Origin of the sequence: Bdellovibrio sp. HCB-110 (assembly GCF_047323225.1) — a bacterium.
Lineage (GTDB): Bacteria > Bdellovibrionota > Bdellovibrionia > Bdellovibrionales > Bdellovibrionaceae > Bdellovibrio.
Map to the genome: position 1 here is coordinate 3,345,909 of NZ_CP178750.1, position 18,563 is coordinate 3,364,471.

An 18,563-nucleotide genomic window follows, 5' to 3' on the forward strand; every position below is an offset into this window, starting at 1 on the left:
CTACGCTCTCCCCTCGATTTGGCCATCTTTCATGCGATAAACGGATTTAGCAAAGCTGACCAGATGTGAATCGTGGGTCGAAAAAATAAAACTGGTGTTTTCGGTTTTTTGCAGCTCTTTAAATGCATTGATGGTTTTTTCCGCTGTCACAGAATCTAAATTCGCTGTTGGCTCATCCGCTAAAACCACCGCAGGTTTTTTTGCAATGGCACGGGCAATGGCGACGCGCTGACGTTGACCACCGGAAAGCTCCAATGGTTTTTTCTTCGCGTGATCAGCAAGTCCCAGCAGGTCCAAAGTTTCCATTGCAGTTTTTTGGGCGACGGCGTGGGTGTAACCTAATGATGGTAAAAAGTAAGACGTGTTTTCAAGCACCGTTAAAGTCGGAATCAAATAGAAAGCCTGAAAAATAAATCCCACTTTGTGCAAACGAACTTGTTCTTTTTCAGTTTCATTTAAGTGAGTGACGTCTTCGCCAGAAAATTCGATATGACCGTTGGAAGGAGTATCAATCAACCCAAGAAGATTTAAGAGCGTGGTTTTGCCCGTTCCCGAAGGACCGACGATACAAGTGAAACAACTTTTTTCAAGTTCCAGGTCGATCCCTTTAAGAACAGGCACTTGCTGCTTGTTCCAAAGATACGAATACTCAAGTCCTTTAAGACGGTACAATGCACTCATGCTGTTCACTCCTTGAAGCCGAAACAGAATATCCTGGCAAAAGATCGTTGTCTAGGGACTCCCTGGCCCCATTGGATTACATGAAGAAGCGAAATCCCAAAGCGATAAATCCGCCGGAGAAATCCAACTCTCTTTGATTACCGGAAGAATCCAGCAAAGCATCGCCACTTGTTTTGGACCCGGAAAAGGTTGTCACATCTTTGGAGTATTTCAAGTTGTCTATTTTCAACTGTCGATAACCAAACTCGACAACCACCGTCGTTGTGTCTGACAAAATACCTTCATAACCCAAAGACGCCGCCAACAAAGTTCCCGAACCTTTGGATTCAGTTTCATGATCGGCCACTCCCGGAAAAGCCGTTTGTCCATCCGAAGTTAAGACGTAATTGTTTTTCATTGTGATATTGGCAGATCCCGCCGTGACCGCCACGAAAGAACGATACGACGGAGTTCCATGCACATTCACTTCCAAAGAAAGTTTGGGAATGTAACCTAAAACATCACTCTTGGCAGAGTAAAGATCTGCAGTTCCGTTATTGGCTGTTGAATCCAAAGCCATCGGTTTTAGAATTTCAAATCCAAAACGCAAACTTGCCAGAGGGCGAGAGTAAAGAAAACCAAACTCCCCGGTATAATTATAACTCGAACCACCACTGAAAGAAACATTCGCACCACTTTCTCCGTCCACCGCCGCTGTTCCCACTTGAGAACCGCCCGCAGAGACTAAAAAGTACGCCGCAAAAGTTTCTTTATTGATATTAAAGACACGCGCCTGAGCTGATGATGAAAGTAAAATCAGGAGCGGAAGAAAAAAGCGAAACATCGCTCCTACTCCGCAATCAAATCAATGACAACTTTGCTTGTCGTCTTTTTACCAGCCACTTGGTACATGCGCACTTTCGTGTTTTTCTTTAAATCCAAAGTCAGATTCAAAGAGCTGTCGACAGGATCAAGACTCATCGAAGATTTTAAAACTGCCAATGAACCTTTCATGCGTGAAGCAATCTGACCTTGATCGACGTTGGCATTCGGCATTTGTGCAAAATCAATAACCAAGCGTTGAGGATTGTTTTTCAATTCAGCGAAATAATAACCCGGCCACCCGCGAATCACTCCGCCATTCATATCGCCGACGTCAATCACAATGCGCTCGATTTTTTTCTTAGAGTCCGCTGTGCGACGAAGATCCATCATTGTGAAACCTGTTCCCGCAAGACCGCCGAAACTCACACCTTGGCCCGAAAGAATTTTAGAAACTGGTTTTGCTTTTTGTGAAGGCACAGCTGCAAAAGCTGGCACGGCCAAAAGAAAGGCCATCAAACATCCCATGTACTTCATGATCGACTCCCTTCGAATCATCGATAGGTACCTGCTTCCCTCCGTGTCGATTCGGAAGCAGGTACCTATCAAGGGTAAATTCAAAGGTCCCTACTGCCAACCCCTAAAAACTTCAAAAAGCCATTTTAACGAAGAAGTCTCTGTCGACTCTTTTGCGGCGCAATGTGACCAAAAGGGGCACTGAATTGGAAAAAATGCCTCTGTTCTCGAATATAAGGGGTCCCGGAGGATTTCTCGTAAGGCATGAAACTTGGACTTTGTCCCCATGTTGAATGATTTTTATGAAGGAGCCCCCTATGAAAAGGTTGGTGTTTTTCATTTTTGCTCTGTTCTTAGCGGCCTGCCAAGGTAACGATGGCGGTGGCGGCGTGAACAACACTCAGGTGGTCACTCCACTGGGAATGAGCTGTATTAACGGTCAGGCATATTGCAATAACACGGGTTATTCGCAGTACTACGGGTTCATTCCCTATCCTGGAATGTACAACTACGCGTACGACTACACGAACTACTTCAATCAATACGGTTTCTGTAATTGTCCTGCGGGTTATCAACCTATTTACAACGGATCCATGGGACTGGGTTGCATCAACACAGCTTTGATGGCTCCCTATGAAGGTTACTACTTCACATGGCAATGGGGCTGGGGCTACACGTCTGCGGCGCCACAAACGACAATCAATATTCCACAGTTTTCAAACATCCCCGGAGGTACTAACGGACAATGCTCGAGAACCCTCACTCAGAGCTGTTTGTTAGATCAAGGGAATACTTGCGGCGCAGGGGCGACGTGCCGCCAAGTTCTCTACGGATCAAACCTCGGAGTTTGTGTTAACCATTAAAGAGTGAGGGCGGCTCTCCTCGACCGTTTTTTACGGATAATACGCCGCACTATCATGGGCCCTTGGACGGATAAAACCACCAAGGGCCCTTTCCATTAAGGTACCTGCTTCCCTCTGTGTCGATTCGGAAGCGACGCGCCCCGAATCGACACAGAGGGAAGCAGGTACCTTTTGCCTTTCCCGCGTGTTCATGAAAGAAAAGAAGGGTTGTTTTAACACTCTTGGAGGCTCTCATGAATACGACAAATCCTCTCTTAAAACCCTTCACAAATAAAGATCAGGCGACACCCTTTGATTTGATCAAGGTGGAGCACTTCATCCCGGCTGTGGATGAGTCCATCAAACTTGCCAAAGAAAACATCGCGAAAATCAAAAGCACAACGGCGGCTCCTGATTTTGAAAACACCATTGCGGCTCTAGAGGCGGCGTCTGAGCTTCCTGAAAGAATCTCTGGCATCTACAGCAACCTCGAAGTGGCGAACGCGGATGAGGCTTTGCAAGCTTTGGCGAAAGAGATCTATCCGAAATTGACTGCTTTCGCTTCCGACGTTTCTTTGGATGAGGAAATCTTTAAACGCGTGAAAGCCGTTTACGACAAACGTGCGACTTTGAATTTGAACAAAGAACAAACTCGTTTGCTTGAAAAAACTTATTTGTCTTTCACTCGCAACGGGGCGCTTTTAACGGGAGCCGACAAAGAAACTCTTCGTCAAATCGACCAAGAGCTTTCTGTGCTTGGTCCAAAGTTCTCTGAAAATGTTTTAAAAGCGACAAACGCTTTTGAAATGTTTTTGGATAAAAAAGAAGACGTGGCTGGAATTCCTGAAGGCATTCTTGAAGGAGCTGCGGCGATGGCGGAAGCCAAAGGCCAAAAAGGCAAATGGCTCTTCACTCTTTCTATCCCAAGCTATCTTCCATTCATGACTTACGCGAACAACCGCGCCCTTCGTGAAAAGATGTGGAGAGCTTACGCTTCCCGTTCTTACAAAGGTGACTTCGACAATCAAGACACTGTTTTGAAAATCGTGCAACTTCGCGACAAGCGCGCCAAGCTTTTGGGTTTCAAGACTCACGCTGATTTCGTTTTGGCAGAGCGTATGGCGAAAAATCCAGAAACAGTGACAGAGTTCCTGACGAAACTTTTGAAAGCTTCCAAAGATGCCGGAAAAAGAGATTTGGCGGAAGTGACTGAGTACGCGAAAAAACTAGACGGCGTTACGGACATTCAGCCTTGGGATTTCGGTTATTACTCTGAAAAACTCAAAGAAGATAAATACTCTTTCAACGAAGAAGATCTTCGTCCATACTTCCAACTTGAAAAAGTGGTGGATGGCGTTTTCGCTCACGCCAAAAAACTTTACGGTTTGACGTTCAAAGAGAACAAAGAAATTCCGGTGTATCACCCTGAAGTGAAAGCATACGAAATCTACGAAGAGGCTTCTGGAAAATACATGGGTCTTTTCTACACAGACTTCTTCCCGCGCGAGACGAAAAAAGGTGGCGCCTGGATGACTCAATTCCGTGGTCAAGGTTTGATCAACGGAGATATGAAACGTCCACACGTGAGCATCGTTTGTAACTTCACGAAACCGACTCCGACAAAACCGTCGCTTTTGACTTACGACGAAGTTCGCACTTTGTTCCATGAGTTCGGTCACGCTTTACACGGCATGCTTTCTGAGTGCACGTACCCATCTTTGAGCGGAACAAATGTTTACTGGGATTTCGTAGAGCTGCCATCACAAATCATGGAAAACTGGGTCGGCGAAAAAGAAGGTTTAGATCTTTTTGCCCGTCACTACGAAACAAACGCGGCGATGCCAGCGGACTTGATCGCAAAATTGAAAGCCTCACAAAAGTTCCAAGCAGGTTACATGTCTTGCCGCCAACTTCAGTTCGGTATGATGGACATGGCTTGGCACTCGACAGATCCTGCGACAATCAAAGACGTGGATGCTTTTGAAGAAAAGGCCACGGCCGAAACTCGTCTCTTCCCTAAGGTGCAAGGCGCGAATAACTCATGCAGCTTCAGCCACATCTTTGCAGGTGGGTATTCTGCGGGTTATTACTCTTACAAATGGGCAGAAGTTTTGGATGCGGATGCTTTTGAGTACTTCAAAGAAAAAGGTCTCTTCGATCAGGAAGTGGCAAAGAAGTTCAAAGAAAACATCTTAAGCCGTGGCGGCACGGAACACCCTATGGATCTTTACAAGAAGTTCCGTGGACGTGAGCCGGATCCAAATGCTTTATTGAGACGTGACGGATTAATTTAATGGGCAAAATGGCAAAAGATAAACTGGTTCTGGAAGAAGGCAGCAGCATTGCTTTGGTTTATCGCCTGGAGACAGCGCAAGCTGTCTCTGTCGCTAAGAAAGTCGCTGACTACTTGAAGGATCACGGTTTTGAAGTCTACACGGCTCCAGAACAAAAAGTGATTCCAGGAACGAAGGCTGCGAAAACGAAAAAACAAATGGACGACATCAAGTTGGTGATCGTCCTTGGTGGAGACGGCACCTACCTGCGCGGCGTTCGCCTTCTTGAAGGCCGCAGCGTTCCTCTGTTGGGCTTTAACATGGGATTCTTGGGATTCCTCACAGCTCACAACGCAGAATCTGTTTTTGATATTCTCGATAAAACTCTAGCTGGGAAAATGGTGCTTCGTCCGCGTTCGATGCTTTTTGCGAAAGTCTTGCGCAAAGGAAAAGTTCGCGGCGAATATCACGCTCTGAATGACTTTGTGATCGAAAGAGGCTCCATGAGCCAATTGATCAATACATCCATCTATTCTGAAAAATTCCTGGTGAGCGAAGTGAAGGCCGACGGTTTTATCGTTGCTAGCCCTTCCGGATCTACAGCCTACAACTTGGCTGCAGGTGGTCCGATTCTTCACCCGGAATCCCCGGTGTTTGTTGTCACTCCGGTGGCTCCGCACAGTTTGACGTCTCGTCCTTTGATTTTCCCGGATGACCGCGAGCTTTCATTTAAGCTTGATGGCAAAACGCTCAAAGCGCATTTCATCGTGGACGGACAAAAGGTGACGGAACTCACGGCGGATGATGAAGTGATTTTAAGTCGCTCTTGCTACGATCACTGGATGGTGCGTGAACCTAATCACAACTACTTCCATCTGCTTCGTGAAAAACTCAAATTTGGAGATCGAAACTAGTCGAAGACATTTCGACAGGAGATATTATGTTACTAGAGCTTAAAGTTTCTAATTTCGCGATCATCGAAAATCTGCACATCACTTTCAAAGATGGTTTGAACATCTTAAGTGGTGAAACAGGTGCCGGGAAATCGGTTCTATTAAAAAGTTTGTCTTTGCTCATGGGTGGCAAAGGCTCTAGCGACACCATTCGCACAGGCGCATCCCAAGCGACGATTGAAGGCTCCTTTGATATCAGCCGCCGTGCTGATATTTTAGAAAACCTCAAAGACATGGGCATTGAAGTGGATGAAGACACTTTAATCGTTCGTCGTGTTTTAAGCGCTGGTGATAAATCCAAAGTTTACCTTAACGGAAGCTTGAGCACTCTAAATAGCTTGCGCGATATCGTAGCTCCCCTTGTGGAGTTAGCAGGTCATTCAGCTCCTTTGATTGAAATGACAGGTCAGCACGAAAATCGCAACTTGATGTCGAAAGCTTATCACTTGGATCTTTTGGATCAATACGCGGGAACATGGGACAAACGCCTTTTATTCACGGAAAAGTACACACGCTATTACGGCATCTTTGAAGAAATCAAAAAACTGGAAAGCGATGCCAAGCAAAAAGCCCAACGTTTGGACTTCTTGGTTTATCAACGTGATGAGATCGCAAACCTGGATCTTTCCCCGGGTGAAGATCAAGAACTTGAAGTTGAAGTAAAGAAACTTAAAAACTCTTCGCGCATCGGTTCTTTCGTAGATCAAGCCGAAGCCGCTCTTTACACAGACGACGACTCTGCCATCAGCCGTCTGAATGCCATTCTTAAAAAAGGCGTTGAGCTTTCAAGCGTGGATCCTCAGATCGCGGCAAAACTTGAAAACTTGGAACAAGCGAAGACTTTGATCGACGAAAGCGTTTATGAACTTCGTCAGTATGCTTCGAAAATTGATTCTGATCCGCAACGCCTGGAAGAGGCTGAAGGCCGTCTGAGTGATTTGCGTAAACTGCAAAAGAAATACGGCACGAGTGTTAACGACATCTTAAAAGCTTTGATGGAAATGGAAATTGAAATTTCCAATCTGCAAAATTCAGAGACAAAAATTGAGTCTTTGAAAAAAGAAGCTGCCGTGATTTTAAAAGAACTTGAAACTTTGGGTGCCGATCTGCACAAGCGTCGCTTAAAAGGTGCTGACCTTTTAGCTGACAGCGTGAATGCGGAACTTGCAGAGCTGAACATGAAGGGTGTTACTTTCCATGTGAACGTCGAAAAAATGGCGGAGCTTGCTTCAACAGGTGTCAGTGATGTGGAGTTCTTAAGCCAAACTTCTGCGAAAGACGTAAAACGCCCTCTTGCAAAGTTTGCTTCTGGTGGTGAGTTGAGCCGTATTCTTTTGTCACTGAAACGTGTTGTCGGTTCGACAAATCAACCGCGCACGTATCTTTTTGACGAAGTCGATACGGGTGTCTCTGGTGAAACAGCCGAAAAAGTCGGAAGAAAGTTGAAAACCATTGCCAAAGGACAACAAGTTGTCTGTGTCACTCACCTTCCACAGGTGGCGGCATTTGGTGACATTCACTTCTTTATTCAAAAGTCTCCGCAGAAAGATTCTGTGTCCATGCTTGTGTCAGAACTCAAAACCAAAGACCGCGTGCAAGAGATTGCCCGTCTGATCAGTGGTGAGAAGATTTCTAAGACATCTTTGGCTCATGCCGAACAACTTTTGGCCGACGCGAAATAAGTCAGCTTAAAAAGTTGTAAGTACATAACCTCCTTGTTCTTCCTTTAGCATGGGAAGCTCACAAGGAGGTTTTTTTATGATTCTCGTGATGGGAGCAACTGGCCATATTGGCTCAAAGATTGTCACTCACCTCTTGGCCAATGGACAGAAGGTTCGCTGTGTAGCGCGCCACTTTCCCAATAAAGAAGCCTTTCGCGGTGCTGAGTTTGCCCAAGGAGATGCAAACAACGTTTCCTTTCTGAACGATGCTATGCGCGGATGTTCTGCGGTCTTCACTATGATTCCACCCAATCCCAGTGCCACTGAAGTGCGCTTCTATCAGAATAAATTCGGTGAAGTGATCGCCGAAGCCATCGAAGAAGCCGGCATCAAAAAAGTCGTCAACCTTAGCAGCGTCGGAGCTGATTTAGAAAGCGGCACAGGTCCCGTGCTAGGACTTCACGATCAGGAAGAGCGTCTTAATGAAATCACTCATGCCGATATCGTGCATTTGCGACCGACGTTTTTTATGGAAAATCTTATCATGGGAATGCCGAGTATCATTTCCATGAACCGTTATTTCGGAACTATTCCCGGAGACATTCCTCTTAGTTTTGTCGCGACTCGGGATATTGCCGCTCGCGCCGCGTTCCTCCTTATGAATCCGGATTTTACATCTCATAATATTGAATACCTTTTGGGTGAACGTGATCTTTCCATGGACGAAGCCATTCGCATTATCGGCCAGGCTATTAAAAAGCCAGAACTGGAATATGTCGAAGTTCCTCCGCAAGAAATGAAAAATTATATGATTGGTGCGGGGCTCACCGAAGACTGGGCCGATGCGTATAACGAACTCTCCGAGTCTTTCACCAATGGCACGATTGCGGGCACACTGCAAAGAGACAAATTGAATACAACAGCCACTTCCATGGAGGAGTTTGCTCGGACCACTTTCTTAGAGGCTTACAATAACGCGATTGCGGAAGAGACGAAGAAGAAACCACGTCCCAGCCCCCCACGCGAAGCCCGTCCTTAACCAGACTTACGTCGTGGCCCCTTGATGGTGTCAGGGGCCACTTTTCATGTTAGCCTTTCTCCCATGAAAAGATTTATCTATGCCTTCTTATTTTTGGGAGTTTCTTGTATGCATAAGTTTCCGAACGAATATCCAAAACCAGAAAAGAAAACCATTTCCTTAAACAAACACGAAGACATTCGTAAAGACGATTACTTCTGGTTGCGCGAGCGTGAAAACCCGCTGGTTATCGACTATCTCAATAAAGAAAATGCTTTCACGGATCAAGTGATGAAGCCGACACAGGCTTTAGAAGAAGAAATCTTCCAAGAACTCAAATCTCGAGTCAAAGAGGACGAATCTTCAGTTCCTGCGAAGGACGGCAATTATTATTATCAAGGCCGCTTTGAAATCGGAAAACAATATCCTCTCTACACTCGCCGCAAAGGTTCTTTAGAGGGGCCTGAAGAAATTCTACTCAACGTTCCGGAGATGGCTCAGGGACATAGCTTTTATCAAACAACAGGTCCCAACATGAGTCCGAACCACGAGATCATGGCCTATGCTGTAGATACTGTGGGCCGTCGTTTCTTCACGATCTATTTTAAAGATCTGAAAACTGGAAAAATGCTGCCGGATAAAATTGAAAACGTTCGCGCAAATCTCGTGTGGGCTAATGACAATGAGACCGTTTTTTACTCTGAACAACATCCCGAGACTCTAAGAACTGAAAAGATCTATCGCTATAATCTTAAGACGCATAAGAAAGAAATGATTTATTTCGAGAAAGACGAAACTTTCTCTGTCTACGTCTACAAATCTCTTTCAGACAAATACATCTACATTGGATCACGGAGTACACTGACCACTGAAGTTCTTTATCTGGATGCCAATAAGCCTTTGGATAACTTCAAAGTCTTTGCTCCCCGCGAGCGTGAACACGAATACTCTGTCACTGACGGTGGTGACAAGTTCTATATCGTGACCAATAAAAATGCGAAGAACTATAAATTGATGACGGCTGAAATCGGGCATACACAGGTGAAGGATTGGAAAGAACTTATTCCGCACAGAGCTGACACTTACCTGCAAGATGTCACTGTCTTTAAAAATCATCTGGTTCTTGAAGAGCGCAAAAACGGTCTTACACAGATTCAAGTGACAGACCGCCAAGCCAAACATTCTTATTATATTCCATTTGCCGATGAAAGTTTTTTGGCCTCTGTAGGCGACAATCGTGAATACGACACGGACTGGGTTCGTTTCGATTACGAGTCCATGCGCTTGCCTCCCTCTGTTTATGACTTCAACATGAGCACGCACCAACAGGTCCTTAAAAAGACCCATGAAGTTCCAAACTACGATTCCAACATCTACCGCACCGAAAGAGTTTTCTTTACAGTTCGCGACGGAACCAAGGTTCCAGTTTCATTGATTCTTAAGAAGAGTCAGAAGCTCGATGGTTCCGCTCCGATGTTGATCTACGGATATGGATCTTATGGCGCGAACATGGACCCGTGGTTTAGCAGCAGCGTCTTCAGTCTTGTGGATCGTGGCTTTGTGTATGCCAAGGCTCATATTCGCGGGGGATCTGAGATGGGTCGTGAATGGTATGACAGCGGTCGCACATCAAAAAAGAAAAATACTTTCTATGACTTCATCGACTGCACAGAATCTTTGATTAAAGAAAAATACGCCGATCCAAAACGCGTGTATGCCATGGGCGGCAGCGCCGGTGGTCTTTTGATGGGAGCCATCATGAATATGCGTCCGGATCTTTATCACGGTGTCGTGGCACAAGTTCCTTTTGTCGACGTGATCACGACCATGTTGGACGAAAGCATTCCTCTAACAACTTCCGAGTACGACGAATGGGGAAATCCCAACGAAAAAGAAGCTTATGACTACATCAAAACTTATTCGCCGTACGATAATGTTAAAGATCAGTCGTACCCGAACACCCTTGTAACAACAGGATTGCATGATTCTCAGGTACAATATTGGGAACCGGCAAAGTGGGTCGCAAAGCTTCGTGAACACAATAAAAGTAATTCCGTGATTCTGCTTAAAACAGATATGAAATCCGGTCACGGAGGAGCTTCGGGAAGATTTGACCAGCTCAAAGAAACTGCAACGGAATACGCATTCATTCTGATGGTGGATAAATATAGATGAAGTTTTTAGTTGTAACTCTCATTCTTTTCTCTTTTCAGACCGCCCAAGCCGTCTTAGAGATTAGAGTGGGAGCTTATGACTTCCCTCCGTACTATGAATTTCACAAGTCCAAACACATTGGCATCACAACTCAAACCGTTAAAATTCTGAACTCCCTGCAAAAAGACTATACCTTTGTGATCCAACGCGTGCCTGCAAATCGGCGCTATCAAACTTTGGAAAGAAATCGCGTGGATCTCTATCTTTATGAAGATCCCGCTTGGGAATGGTCTAAATATTCTTACGAATTTATTCCTTTAGACGTCGAAGATGGTGAGGTCTACATTACCAAGGCAGGGGCTCTCCCCGCTCCGCAGACTTTTGAAGAACTAAAAAAACTGCGCATCGCCGTTGTTCAAGGGTATCATTATGGCTTTGCGGGGCTGGATGCTGACGAGCGCGCTTTAAAAAAGAACTTTAGAATTGAGATTCTGGACAACTCGAAAACTTGCCTGCACTTTGTCGCCACAGGCCGTGCTGACGTAACCATTGTGGCAAAATCGTTTATCTATGATTTTATAAGAAAGAATCCCGACTACCGCGATAAAATCAGTATCTCTAACAACTATGATTCCATCTACAAATTGGGTGTAGTCCTTAGCCCTAAGAGCCGCATTCCCAGAGCCAAAATGGAAGCTCTGGTGGATAACTTAAAAAAGAATGCCGAGTTTCAAGAAAACATCCGCCGTCGCTTTGAAATAAAATAATCCAGAAATAAAAAACGGCCATCGAGTTTCCTACGATGACCGTTTTATTTATCTTTCAATTTTTCAGACTATTGAACGTTTTCAACGATGATCAACGCACTGAATGTATTGAACTTCACAGTTTCACCTGTGCGTGCGCTTGTCCAGAATTGCTGATTGCTGCGTTTTACATTGCCTTGTTCATCCAAAACCGGAGTTCCATCCACATTGATTTCCGGAACCACAGCACCTTCAGTTTCTTTTACGCGATTAAAGAGATTTTCTGCAGTATCGGCATCTTGACGAATACAGCCGCCAGAGGCGCGGTTGCCAAGATAGTCTTTGTACTTTGAATGCACTTGGTGAAGAGCCAAGCCATTGTCGATATCAAAGAAGATCGCAAATGGCATGTCTGAATCCCAAGAGCTTGATTTGTGATCCTTAGATAGATACTTCGGCGTGTAGAATCCCGTTGGAGTTTGTGACCAATAAGATTTCGCTGGAGCGCCTGTGCAAACTTTGTTTTTGCGGCGAAGTTCCAAGCCTTCACGGCCCGTAGACACTTTCGTTTGATGGATCAAAAGACCGTATTCATACACACGCATTGTTTGTGCAAAAGCGCCGCGCTCTGCTTTATTTACAACGATCACATAGCGGAAGTCTTTAAGCCAAGGTTTCTCATTGAAATCTTGCTCTGTAAAACGACCCGAGAAATGTTCCGGCAACTTCGCCGTTGTTTCTTTTTCGAATTGATAGACTTGTTGATATTCGATTTCGTCGTACTTGCAGTCGTTAAAGGCATTTTTAACTTTACCCCAGAAAGAGGCAGAGGCCGTCTGACTGATCACCAAAGTCAAAGCCAGGGCACCAAACTTCACTACGTTCATAAGAGCTCCCATATTTCGTTTAAAATAAATAGACGAATTTCCTTGAGCAATTATGCTGCCAAGATTTTAGCCGCTTGCAAGAAAGCTAGACGCATTTCAGTTTAAAGAATCCTTCAAATGAACCGTGGAAGGGCACCTTTGCTCACAAGTTTGACAGGAGCTTTTCTTAACGAAGTTCAAAAAAGCTCGGAGGACTCCAGGGGGAAGACTGCGTTTGGCTGCGCCCTCGAACCCGGAAATACCAGCGCCCTTTGTCGATGCCGGAACGTAAAAGATAGTCACGGGCCTCGACCTTATAGAGAACGCCATTCTTAAAATCCGTGTCTCTCGCCAGTTCCAATTCATACCAAGCCGCTCCTAACACCTGCCCCCAGGCAAAACGCACATTGGGCTTAGCCCCTTCTGCTTTTACAATCTGCCCCTTTTGAGGGGCATCGAGTGTTGCGACATTCAATTCTTTCAATTTTCTGTATTCGATCGCATAGACAGAAGACGGCGTATCAAAGAACTCCGTACTTCCTGAAATCGGTCGCAAGCGGAAGTAATACCAGCCCTCTTCTTTGACGGGCCTGAAGAATTCGATGTTCACAGTCTCAAACTTTTGGGCATCACGAAGGTCTTCTTTACGTCCAACTTCAATAATATATTTTTTTGCATTCTTACGATGCGACCATAAGACATGGAGCTTATCGGTGTCTTTAGGATCATCGTAATTGGCGAAGACGACTTCATAACGATCAATAGCAGGCCCCGGCACAAGACCTTTGATTTTAAAAACCTTCGAAGCTGGTGACAACTCCCCTTCTTGGGACCTTGCGCTGACTCTTAAGTACGAAGGCTCCTTGGTCGAGTGTTCTACGGAATAATTGTTTTCTCGGACGATAATACTGCGCTGGATACTGCCAAATTTTTCGGTGTCAGCAATCTCCACCAAATAACTGCTAGCGTTCTGTACAGTCTCCCAAGCCAGTTTCACCTGAATGACCTCGGGACTGATCAATTGCTCTTCGTTCTTTCCTAAAATCGGCGCACTTAATGGCGGACGAATAAACTGAGTGACCGTATTAGACCACGCAGAAATCGCTTTTCCTTCAGAAATCTTTTTGGCACGAACGAAATACTCTCCGTGCTCCGTGATTTCAATGCCCTTATTTAAAGACTGCGTCTGGTCTCGATAAATTTTTGTAAAGCCAGCATCATGACTGAGCTGCACTTGATAAGTTTCTGCCGCTCGGGCGCCCTTTACTTGCGGGAATATCTCCCACTTTCCGCGTCCAATAAAATGCAGGTCAATACTCTCAATCAATGTATCTGTTTGTGGCAAGACAGTGAACATGCGACCCGGCAGATTGAAAGACTTCTTTTTATTATTCAATCGCCAATACAGTTTCTCTGTCTTTGTTCGAGTCAACTCTAAGGAATTCTTTCCTTGCACCGGATACTCTTCGATATCTTGAGTGAATTTAGGAACTGTTGAGAGTTGAAGAGTCTCGGCACCAGGCCCATCCCACGTAAACTTAATTTTTTGTTGGACATAAAATACGGATTTGTCGGCGGGACTGGTCACAGAGAATTTTGAATTCTTTTCTTTTAACTTTTCTTCTTCAGCCATTCTGTGTGCAAGCAAAGCCTGGTTCTTTTCCTTCTGAAGTTCTGACGCTCTGACGGCCACGATATTGGAAGGCGGTGATATTTCACCTTCTTGGGATTGAGCAACCAGGCGATAATAAATCGGAGCGCTCTGAGAATGACTGACATCCGTCTCCAGTTTATCTTTGATGGATAACGATTGCTGCGAGGTGAATTCCGGAGATCTTGAAAACTGCAGAAGATATTCTGCAGTTTCCGGGATTTGTTCCCAGGTCAGATGGGCCGTGACCAATCCTTCTTTGTTTTCACTTTGCGAAGCCAACTGCAAAACAGGATTCTTAAGCGGCTCTCGAACACGAACTGTTTTTATTTCAGACCAACCAGACACCAGTCCGTTGTCATAGATACGGCGAACACGAATGAAGAAATCACCGTGGGAATCAATCATCGAACGAAAAGGTGGCTTCCCTAAATAAGCATCAAACAATTCATTAAAGTCCGTCTGTTGGCTCACTTGATATTCATAGCGCAAAGCCGCTTTCTCTTGAACATCAGCCTCCAGTTGCCACTTGGCCCGGCTGAGATACTGCAAGGTCACTTTATCAAAAGAAACTCCGTCGATATTCGTGATTTTAAAGAAGCCCGCCTTCGAGTACTGCGGAACTCCTTTGTAGTAAGAAACCAAACGCCAGAAAACATCGCCGTGCAACTCTTTGGTTGGAATTGCAAAAACACTCAGACCCGTGACATCGGCATCGACTACTTTTTCGAAAAAATCCGGATGAGTGGAATATTGCAGAATCATTTTTTCCTGGGAGCCGCCGGACCACTGAAAAAGTTGAGGGCGTCCGCTATTATAAACAATCTGATTGTCCACGGGATGAAGCAGTTTTACTGAGGCATCCAGCGTCTCATCAATATAGAGCTCCACTTTCTTTTGATTTCCCTCGGGGACATTTGCGGTGCTTCCCAGATCCGAAGAACGTTCTTTGATAATGATGCTTTCACCTTGCAGCAGTTCGGTTTTTTCTGTAACTCCCGCCATGCCCATTTTTCCGGAGGCCATGGCAAGTCCCAAGCCGTCGTCTCTTTTCTTCACGTAAAGATCAAAGCGAAAACCTGGGCCGATTTTTAGACCCGCCTCATCGACTTTCAAGACAAGACCGGTTTTATCATTAGGAAAGTTTTTAAGATTGAAAGCCCCGTCACTCAAAGCAAGAACCAGGCTGTTCTGATCCGCGACATCTTGAGAAATTCTTAGCAAGGTGTCTGCTGAAAGTTTGGCTCTGCGATTTCCCGAAAAGAACACCGTGGCTTTGGATTTAGCGCCGACGAAAACCTCGGACCCGTTGTATAATTTTTGGCCCTCTTCGCTTTCTTGCCAGAAGAAGTCTCCGGGATTTTTAAATCGCACGTCTTTGTGAATTTCTCGAACCACGGCAAGAGGTTTTCCCAAGCGAGTTTCATCGGCAATAGAAAAGCCCCTGTTACCGCGTAATAAAACATACGAAGCGACAGAAAGCGATGCCATTAACAAGATGATTAAGCCGAGCCATTTTTTACTCATGTATTTTTAATATTGCTCATATATGAGAGGAACAAAAGCTCATATGCCGATACAAAACTTAAGTCTATGTGAATAGTAAGTCGTTTAAATAACTGAATTTTATTCGCGGAAATTTGTGGAAAGGGCAAAATTACGGAACATATTCTCCCTCTGCGTACAGAGGAAGAATATATGTTCGCAGAAATATTTAGATCAGCTTACGAAGAACATAATGAAGAATGCCGCCGTTTTTATAGTACTCAAGTTCGACAGCAGTATCGATGCGTGAGCGCACAGACACCTCATCTTTGTGTCCATTAGCTCTTGTAATTACTACTTTCAAATCCTGTTGCGGCTTCATTCCCGTCTCAATTCCGGCGATGCTGATGGTTTCCGTTCCATCCAAGTTCAATGTTTTGCGGTTCATGCCCTCATGGAATTGCAAAGGCAAGACACCCATACCGATCAAGTTCGAACGATGGATGCGTTCAAAACTTTCAGCAATAACAGCCTTCACTCCTAACAAACGTGTGCCTTTAGCGGCCCAGTCACGAGAGGAACCCGTGCCATATTCTTTTCCGGCAACAACGACAAGCGGAGTATTCGACTCTTGATATCTCATAGAAGCATCGTAAATCGAAAGAACTTCGCCAGAAGGAATATGTTTCGTCATTCCTCCCTCAACCCCGTGAAGCATTTCGTTCTTAATGCGGATGTTGGCAAAAGTTCCACGCACCATCACATCATCATTTCCACGACGAGATCCGTAAGAGTTAAAATCTTTTACTTCCACACCGTGAGCCATCAAATATTTTCCCGCCGGAGATTCTTTTTTTATGCTTCCCGCAGGTGAAATATGATCCGTCGTGATGGAATCCCCAAGAATCGCCAGGATACGCGCCGATTTGATGTCGTGGAGCTTTTCCGGAGTCATCGTTATACCATCAAAATAAGGTGGGTTCTTGATATACGTACTCTCGTCCCAAGAATATGTTTGCGAAGAGGTCGTTTCGATTTTTTTCCAATCGTCCGTTCCTGCAAAAACATTGCTATAGCGTGCATCGAACATCTTTGTGGCCACTGTGTGATTCACGAGATCTTGGATCTCTTTATTCGTAGGCCAAATGTCTTTCAAATACACTGGTTTTCCGTGCGCATCTTCACCAAGAGGATCTGCGGCAATATCAATCTCCATGCTGCCCGCCAATGCGTGGGCAACGACTAACATCGGGGACGCCAAGTAATTGGCTTTCACATGAGGATTAATACGACCCTCAAAATTTCTGTTTCCTGATAAAACAGATGCCACAACCAAGTTGCCTTTTTCCACGGCTCCCGCAATAGGAGCTGGCAATGGACCGGAATTGCCAATACAAGTAGTGCAGCCATAACCGACAAGATTGAAACCCAACTCATCGAGATATTTTTGCATTCCGGATTTTTCTAAATAATCAGTCACAACTTGAGATCCCGGAGCCAATGACGTCTTCACCCAAGGTTTGACTTGCAAACCTTTCTCGACAGCCTTCTTCGCAACTAAACCCGCTCCCAGCATCACAGAAGGGTTGGACGTGTTCGTGCAGCTTGTGATGGCCGCAATCACCACGTCTCCATGTCCCAATGTGTACGACGCTCCTTCAACAGGAACTGCGGAGTTGTGTTTTGAAGTTTTATCACTGGCAATTTGAAAACCCGAGACCAACTGTTGCTGGAAATCCTCTTTAGCATTGCAAAGAAGAACGCGATCCTGAGGACGTTTTGGTCCCGCCAAAGAAGCTTCGACGGTAGAAAGGTCTAAGTGCAATGTATCGTTGAAGGTAAAATGTTTTTCATTTTCTTCTGAACGCCACAAACCTGTTTCTTTGGCGTAAGTTTCAACAAGTGCAATCGTGTCGGCATCGCGACCAGAAAGACGTAAGTACTTCAAAGTTTCTTCATCCACAGGGAAGAAGCCGCAAGTCGCACCATACTCCGGCGCCATGTTGGCAATCGTCGCGCGATCAGCCAGAGACATCGAAGCTAGTCCCGGGCCATAGAACTCCACAAACTTACCAACAACGCCTTTTTTGCGAAGCATTTGTGTGATCATCAAAACTAAGTCCGTTGCCGTTGTACCCTCGCGCAATTTTCCTTCAAGACGGAAGCCCACAACTTCTGGAATCAACATGCTCAGCGGTTGACCTAACATCACCGCCTCAGCTTCGATACCGCCGACACCCCAACCTAAAACGGAAAGACCATTGATCATCGTCGTGTGACTGTCTGTTCCGACAAGCGTGTCAGGGAAAGCGAACTCACCGTGATTGGTTTTTGAATGCCATACTGTTTTACCAAGGTATTCTAAATTCACCTGATGGCAAATGCCCGTGCCCGGAGGAACCACTTTGAAATTTTGAAAAGCGCTTTGCCCCCATTTTAGGAAAACATAGCGTTCATGATTTCTTTCAAATTCCATTTTTACGTTTTCATCAAACGATTTTGGTGTCGCAAACGAATCCACCATCACAGAGTGGTCAATCACCAAATCCACGGGAACAAGGGGATTGATTTTTTTTGGGTCGCCACCCAAGGCTTTCATCGCATCTCGCATCGCCGCCAAATCGACAACGGCTGGAACTCCGGTGAAATCTTGCATAAGAACGCGGGCCGGAAAAAAAGAGATCTCGCGAGTCAGAGAAGTTTTGTCCAGACTCAACAACGCATCAATGTCTTCTTTGGTCACATGAAGACCGTCTTCGTGGCGCAAAAGATTTTCAAGAAGAACTTTTAAAGAAACCGGAAGTCTTTTTATGTTCGGGTGAGTGATCTTTTGAAGATTAAAAATTGAATAGTTTTTACTTCCAACATGAAGCTTTTCTTTGGTTCTGAAACTGTCATTAGATTGAATGTGCATAA

Annotated in this window: 13 protein-coding genes; 7 read left to right on the forward strand and 6 right to left on the reverse strand. The window is 45.2% G+C overall.

The window, feature by feature from the left end; translation table 11 throughout:
- From ACL934_RS15885 to ACL934_RS15895, 3 genes are all read right to left on the reverse strand, one after another.
- Positions 1-681, reverse strand: a complete 681-nt coding sequence (locus tag ACL934_RS15885; RefSeq protein ID WP_413612565.1) for an ABC transporter ATP-binding protein — start codon at positions 679-681, stop codon at positions 1-3.
- Positions 682-757: 76 nt separating this feature from the next.
- Positions 758-1,504 (reverse strand): hypothetical protein, encoded by a 747-nt coding sequence (locus ACL934_RS15890; protein ID WP_374075095.1) that lies wholly within the window; start codon positions 1,502-1,504, stop codon positions 758-760.
- A gap of 5 nt (positions 1,505-1,509) precedes the next feature.
- Positions 1,510-2,019 carry a hypothetical protein gene (locus ACL934_RS15895; RefSeq protein WP_374075097.1) on the reverse strand — a complete coding sequence of 170 codons (510 nt, stop codon included), beginning with the start codon at positions 2,017-2,019 and terminating at the stop codon, positions 1,510-1,512.
- 296 nt (positions 2,020-2,315) lie between these two features.
- Between ACL934_RS15895 and ACL934_RS15900 the strand changes: the two genes are divergently transcribed.
- The 7 genes from ACL934_RS15900 (at position 2,316) to ACL934_RS15930 (ending at position 11,666) form a co-directional block, all read left to right on the forward strand.
- Positions 2,316-2,861, forward strand: coding sequence for a hypothetical protein (locus ACL934_RS15900; RefSeq protein ID WP_374075099.1), 546 nt, complete (start codon positions 2,316-2,318; stop codon positions 2,859-2,861).
- A 233-nt stretch (positions 2,862-3,094) separates the two neighbouring features.
- Positions 3,095-5,134, forward strand: a complete 2,040-nt coding sequence (locus ACL934_RS15905) for a M3 family metallopeptidase (protein WP_374075101.1) — start codon at positions 3,095-3,097, stop codon at positions 5,132-5,134.
- Between the two features lie 8 nt (positions 5,135-5,142).
- On the forward strand, positions 5,143-6,027 hold the full coding sequence (locus ACL934_RS15910) for an NAD(+)/NADH kinase (protein ID WP_374075103.1): 885 nt from the start codon (positions 5,143-5,145) through the stop codon (positions 6,025-6,027).
- Positions 6,028-6,053: 26 nt separating this feature from the next.
- A complete protein-coding gene (gene recN / locus ACL934_RS15915) occupies positions 6,054-7,748 on the forward strand; it encodes a DNA repair protein RecN (RefSeq protein WP_374075105.1) in 1,695 nt (564 codons plus the stop codon).
- 76 nt (positions 7,749-7,824) lie between these two features.
- Positions 7,825-8,766, forward strand: coding sequence for an NmrA family NAD(P)-binding protein (locus tag ACL934_RS15920; RefSeq protein ID WP_374075107.1), 942 nt, complete (start codon positions 7,825-7,827; stop codon positions 8,764-8,766).
- 108 nt (positions 8,767-8,874) lie between these two features.
- Positions 8,875-10,920, forward strand: coding sequence for a S9 family peptidase (locus ACL934_RS15925; RefSeq protein ID WP_374075109.1), 2,046 nt, complete (start codon positions 8,875-8,877; stop codon positions 10,918-10,920).
- Positions 10,917-11,666 carry a substrate-binding periplasmic protein gene (locus ACL934_RS15930; protein ID WP_374075111.1) on the forward strand — a complete coding sequence of 250 codons (750 nt, stop codon included), beginning with the start codon at positions 10,917-10,919 and terminating at the stop codon, positions 11,664-11,666. The genes ACL934_RS15925 and ACL934_RS15930 overlap by 4 nt, the downstream gene beginning before the upstream one ends.
- Positions 11,667-11,734: 68 nt before the next feature.
- Here ACL934_RS15930 and ACL934_RS15935 read toward each other — a convergent pair whose 3' ends face one another.
- The 3 genes from ACL934_RS15935 to acnA all read right to left on the reverse strand — a co-directional run bounded on the left by ACL934_RS15935 (position 11,735) and on the right by acnA (position 18,561).
- Complete coding sequence (locus ACL934_RS15935) at positions 11,735-12,532, reverse strand: L,D-transpeptidase (protein ID WP_374075113.1); 798 nt, start codon at positions 12,530-12,532, stop codon at positions 11,735-11,737.
- A 166-nt stretch (positions 12,533-12,698) separates the two neighbouring features.
- Positions 12,699-15,689: a hypothetical protein gene (locus ACL934_RS15940; RefSeq protein WP_413612566.1), complete on the reverse strand. Its 2,991-nt coding sequence runs from the start codon at positions 15,687-15,689 to the stop codon at positions 12,699-12,701.
- 187 nt (positions 15,690-15,876) lie between these two features.
- On the reverse strand, positions 15,877-18,561 hold the full coding sequence (acnA, locus tag ACL934_RS15945; protein ID WP_413612567.1) for an aconitate hydratase AcnA: 2,685 nt from the start codon (positions 18,559-18,561) through the stop codon (positions 15,877-15,879).
- Positions 18,562-18,563 lie beyond the last annotated feature (2 nt).

Coding starts and splice junctions, on each gene's coding strand:
- ACL934_RS15885 (WP_413612565.1), bottom strand. CDS start 681: ATGAGTGCATTGTACCGTCTTAAAGGACTTGAGTATTCGTATCTTTGG.
- ACL934_RS15890 (WP_374075095.1), bottom strand. CDS start 1,504: ATGTTTCGCTTTTTTCTTCCGCTCCTGATTTTACTTTCATCATCAGCT.
- ACL934_RS15895 (WP_374075097.1), bottom strand. CDS start 2,019: ATGAAGTACATGGGATGTTTGATGGCCTTTCTTTTGGCCGTGCCAGCT.
- ACL934_RS15900 (WP_374075099.1), top strand. CDS start 2,316: ATGAAAAGGTTGGTGTTTTTCATTTTTGCTCTGTTCTTAGCGGCCTGC.
- ACL934_RS15905 (WP_374075101.1), top strand. CDS start 3,095: ATGAATACGACAAATCCTCTCTTAAAACCCTTCACAAATAAAGATCAG.
- ACL934_RS15910 (WP_374075103.1), top strand. CDS start 5,143: ATGGCAAAAGATAAACTGGTTCTGGAAGAAGGCAGCAGCATTGCTTTG.
- recN (WP_374075105.1), top strand. CDS start 6,054: ATGTTACTAGAGCTTAAAGTTTCTAATTTCGCGATCATCGAAAATCTG.
- ACL934_RS15920 (WP_374075107.1), top strand. CDS start 7,825: ATGATTCTCGTGATGGGAGCAACTGGCCATATTGGCTCAAAGATTGTC.
- ACL934_RS15925 (WP_374075109.1), top strand. CDS start 8,875: ATGCATAAGTTTCCGAACGAATATCCAAAACCAGAAAAGAAAACCATT.
- ACL934_RS15930 (WP_374075111.1), top strand. CDS start 10,917: ATGAAGTTTTTAGTTGTAACTCTCATTCTTTTCTCTTTTCAGACCGCC.
- ACL934_RS15935 (WP_374075113.1), bottom strand. CDS start 12,532: ATGAACGTAGTGAAGTTTGGTGCCCTGGCTTTGACTTTGGTGATCAGT.
- ACL934_RS15940 (WP_413612566.1), bottom strand. CDS start 15,689: ATGAGTAAAAAATGGCTCGGCTTAATCATCTTGTTAATGGCATCGCTT.
- acnA (WP_413612567.1), bottom strand. CDS start 18,561: ATGCACATTCAATCTAATGACAGTTTCAGAACCAAAGAAAAGCTTCAT.